The 3,800-nt window shown below is 46.6% G+C and carries 6 protein-coding genes and 1 pseudogene; 4 read left to right on the top strand and 3 right to left on the bottom strand.

Translation table 11 applies throughout. The annotated features are described in order from the left end of the window. From FHQ30_RS06835 to galM, 3 genes and pseudogenes are all read left to right on the top strand, one after another. Positions 1 to 188: pseudogene (locus FHQ30_RS06835) on the top strand (galactose-1-phosphate uridylyltransferase); the annotation flags it as partial. A gap of 103 nt (positions 189 to 291) precedes the next feature. Continuing rightward, positions 292 to 1,461, top strand: coding sequence for a galactokinase (gene galK, locus FHQ30_RS06830; protein ID WP_139612330.1), 1,170 nt, complete (start codon positions 292 to 294; stop codon positions 1,459 to 1,461). After that, positions 1,458 to 2,507 carry a galactose-1-epimerase gene (galM, locus tag FHQ30_RS06825; protein WP_139612328.1) on the top strand — a complete coding sequence of 350 codons (1,050 nt, stop codon included), beginning with the start codon at positions 1,458 to 1,460 and terminating at the stop codon, positions 2,505 to 2,507. Before galK ends, galM begins: the two co-directional genes overlap by 4 nt. A gap of 173 nt (positions 2,508 to 2,680) precedes the next feature. Here galM and FHQ30_RS06820 read toward each other — a convergent pair whose 3' ends face one another. The 3 genes from FHQ30_RS06820 to FHQ30_RS06810 are packed head-to-tail and all read right to left on the bottom strand — an operon-like array spanning position 2,681 to position 3,358. Further along, the gene (locus FHQ30_RS06820) at positions 2,681 to 2,875 is read right to left on the bottom strand and encodes a hypothetical protein (RefSeq protein WP_139613058.1); all 195 of its coding nucleotides are present in this window, start codon (positions 2,873 to 2,875) and stop codon (positions 2,681 to 2,683) included. Positions 2,876 to 2,880: 5 nt separating this feature from the next. Next, positions 2,881 to 3,153: a type II toxin-antitoxin system RelE family toxin gene (locus FHQ30_RS06815; RefSeq protein WP_139615071.1), complete on the bottom strand. Its 273-nt coding sequence runs from the start codon at positions 3,151 to 3,153 to the stop codon at positions 2,881 to 2,883. Beyond that, positions 3,143 to 3,358, bottom strand: a complete 216-nt coding sequence (locus tag FHQ30_RS06810; protein ID WP_139615072.1) for a hypothetical protein — start codon at positions 3,356 to 3,358, stop codon at positions 3,143 to 3,145. The genes FHQ30_RS06815 and FHQ30_RS06810 overlap by 11 nt, the downstream gene beginning before the upstream one ends. A gap of 261 nt (positions 3,359 to 3,619) precedes the next feature. On the opposite strand from FHQ30_RS06810, the gene FHQ30_RS06805 reads away from it, so the two are divergent. Beyond that, positions 3,620 to 3,800: transposase (locus FHQ30_RS06805; RefSeq protein WP_500692252.1), on the top strand; the 181-nt coding region annotated here is incomplete at its 3' end.

Genomic DNA, 3,800 nt, shown 5'->3' with positions numbered 1-3,800 from the left:
AAGACGACCGCACTTTGGATCATTGGCAACTGCACGCAGTGTTCTACCCGCCGTTATTACGTTCTGCGACAATTCGAAAATTTATGGTCGGCTACGAAATGTTGGCAGAAGCACAGCGTGATCTCACCCCTGAACAGGCTGCGGCACGTTTGGCGCAATTGAGTGATATTCACTATAAAGCCAAATAAAGCTAACAATAGCGCCAAAAACAAAAGCGCCACAAACAAAAGCAAATACACCTGATAATGATAACCTTAATGACAGTATGAGGATAACAAAATGACAGCACAATTGACACCACAACAGCAAGCTCAGAAAGCCTTTATCGATCAATTTGAATATCAACCACAAGTGCTGGTTTATGCGCCCGGTCGTGTGAATGTTATCGGCGAACATACCGATTATAACGACGGTTTCGTGATGCCATGTGCCATTGATTACGGCACGGCAATCAGCGGCGCGAAACGAGAGGACAGTATATTTCGGGTTTATGCCACCGACTTACAACAATGGGACGAATTTGATTTGAGCCAGCCGATTGAACCGCACTTTGATGTCGCCGGAGACTACAAATGGACCGGTTATGTGCGTGGCGTGGTTAAATATATTCAAGAAAAATGCCCGGATTTCAAAATCGGTGCCGATCTGGCGATCAGCGGTAATGTTCCGCTCTCTTCCGGTTTAAGTTCTTCCGCTGCGCTGGAAGTGGCAACTGGAAAATTCTGTCAAATTGTCGGTGATTTGGATTTAAGCCTAGTTGAAATCGCCTTAATCGGGCAAAAAGCTGAGAACCGTTTTGTCGGTTGTCAATGCGGCAATATGGATCAATTGATCTCGGCATTAGGGCAACAAGATCATCTGCTGAAAATTGACTGTCGCAGTTTGGAAACGGAAGCAGTGCCGGTGCCGCAAGGCGTTGCCGTGATGATCGTCAACTCCAATGTGAAACACGATTTGGTTGCCGGAGAATACAACAGCCGCCGTCAACAGTGCGAACAAGCCGCCGAATTTTTCGGCGTGAAAGCGCTGCGTGATGTATCAATTGCCCAATTTGAACAGCATGAAGCTGAGTTGACCGCACTTGACCCGATTGTCGCCAAACGTGCCAGACACGTCATCACTGAAAATCAGCGGGTGTTAGATGCAGTGGCAGCGCTGAAGCAAGGCGATTTGCAACAATTGGGCGTGTTGATGGGGCAATCTCACGTTTCAATGAAAGACGATTTTGAAATCACAGTGCCGGAAGTGGACTATCTGGTGGAGCTGGCACAACAAGTGATTGGCAACAGCGGCGGGGCACGCATGACCGGAGGCGGTTTTGGCGGTTGTATTGTAGCGCTGGCGCCGCAAGATAAGATCGAAGCCGTGCGTAAAAATATTGCTGAGCATTATGAAAAACGCACCGGTTTAAAAGAGACCTTTTATGTGTGCCATGCCTCAGCCGGAGTGAGCGTGCTATGATAACCGTCTCTGAATGTGAAATTGCCGCCGACGGCAAGCCGTTTAAACTGGTTACCTTGCAAAACAGCAACGGGATGCAGATTCGCTTAACTGACTGGGGCGCCACGTGGCTCTCCTGCCAAGTGCCGATCCAACAACAACTACGTGAGGTGGTTTTAGGCTGTAGCACCGTGGCACTGCATGTAGTGCAGGGCGCTTATCTGGGTGCCAGCGTCGGGCGGTTTGCCAACCGGATTGCCAATGCCGAATTCAGCTTGCACGGCAACCACTATAAACTGGATGCCAACCAACAAGGCAAACACCAGTTGCATGGCGGCAGTGTCGGATTTGCACAACAACGTTGGACAATCAGCGATCAGCAAGCGCACAGCGTGCAATTCAGCCTGTTTTCAGGCGATGGTGATCAAGGTTTTCCGGGCAATTTGGAAACCAAAGTGCGGTTCAGCTTGCGTGAAGACAATGCGGTTGTGGTTGAATATAGCGCTTTAAGCGATCAAGACACACCGCTCAATTTAACCAACCATGCCTATTTTAATTTAGACGGCGAAAGTGCCGAGCAAACCGCACTTCAACATCGCTTAAAAATAAATGCTGCGTATTATTTGCCGGTTGACGCTGAAGGCATTCCGAAAGAACCGTTAAAACCCGTGGCAAACAGCGGCTTCGATTTCCGCCAAAGTAAGCCGATCGCACAGGATTTCTTGCACGATGCCGATCAAAAAATCGTTGCTGGTTACGATCACGCCTTTTTGCTCGACTGCCCAAGCCTCGGTGAACAACCGCAAATCGAACTCAGCGCTAGCAATGGCGACCTGATACTACAGATTTTCACCGATCAAGCGGCGGTGCAGGTTTACAGCGGCAACTTCCTCGCCGACACCCCAAACCGCACTAGCGGTGTTTACGCCAACCATGCCGGCATCGCCCTCGAAACCCAAGCCCTCCCCGACACCCCAAACCACCCGGAATGGTTTAAATATGGCGGCATTAGCAACGCTGGCGAACGATACCACAAAACCACGGTATTTTGCTTTAAAGCCAATTAAGCCGCAACCGCACTTTGCAATTAACATGTAAAGTGCGGTTTTTGGTTATCGTATGGGCTCGATATTGATTTATGCGACTTTGACAAGAGAAAAGGCAATAAAAAAACTTCAGTGATTGGTGTCTTATAGGTATAGTAGACAAAATTAGCCACCATTTTGTCTACTATGCCAAATTAGTTGTCTGTGTGATTTTTTAGAGTTGCTTCTAGCCCGCCGGGCTTTTCCTCCTCTTCCCAAATCATTGCTTCAAATAATGCTTTGATGACATGGTCTGAATATTTTAAGTGGCTAATTCCCATACGAATTTTTGTATCGTCAATCTTAGCCTGAAGCTCAGGTGAGATTTCAACTTCAACTGTATTACGCACGTTAATTATCTCCTTTTATAAACTTGTTTACGGTGTCCGACTTCTGCTATGGTCACGGTAACTATACCGTCATCGATGTGCGCTAATATCCTGTAATCGCCTACTCGGTAAGACCATTTATCTCTTAAACCGCCTTTCAGTGCTTTGCCATACACTCTAGGGTCTTCACATCCATTGATATTATCAAAAAGAAAGGCGAGGATTCTCTCGCCTTGAGTTCTATCTATCTTTTTAAGGTCTTTTTTAAAAGCGTCAGATATAACCAGCCTATATGTCATAACCCTCAGCCCTCATTAATTCGGCGAACTCCTCGGCGGTATACGTTTTTTCCTTACCGCTACGTACCCGTGCCATAACTTCGTCTATACGCTGGGCTGCTAAACGATCTTGCTCCCGTTCAGCGAGCTCATCTAACATATTTTCTAATATGCGATTTTTTGAAAGAAGCGCATGTTCCGTAGCTAATGATAGTTGCATAGTCATAATTCTTTCTCCTCTAGCAGTTATGTACATATAATGCCCTCTTTCGGGGGCGTTGGTCAAGATTGGATAGTCGGGTTGATGCGTATATTAACAAACAGAAAATGCTAACGAGCATGAAACAGAAACGATCTTCCAGCATAAAAATTATAAACAAAGATCAACAGACCCTAGGGTCTGTTGATCTTTCAGACTGCTGACAAAGTCCTAGACATTTTACTAGGACTTTGATCTAATAAGGAAAAGCCTTTTAAGGAGTTTCCGATGTTAAAGCTGCCTCCCTCTAATCAATCCAAACTCGAAATGGTCACGCTTGAACAACTCGTGCCGAAAGACCATTTAGTGCGCAAAATCGACCAAGCCATTGATTTTGAATTTATTCGCGATGAAGTGGCTCATCTCTATTGCCATAATAATGGTCGCCCCGCCATTGACCCAGTACGCC

The organism is Testudinibacter sp. 'clade 2' (assembly GCF_006227735.1).
Lineage (GTDB): Bacteria > Pseudomonadota > Gammaproteobacteria > Enterobacterales > Pasteurellaceae > Chelonobacter.
The sequence above is the reverse complement of the archived record's forward strand: the minus strand, read 5'-3'. Positions and strand labels throughout refer to the sequence as shown.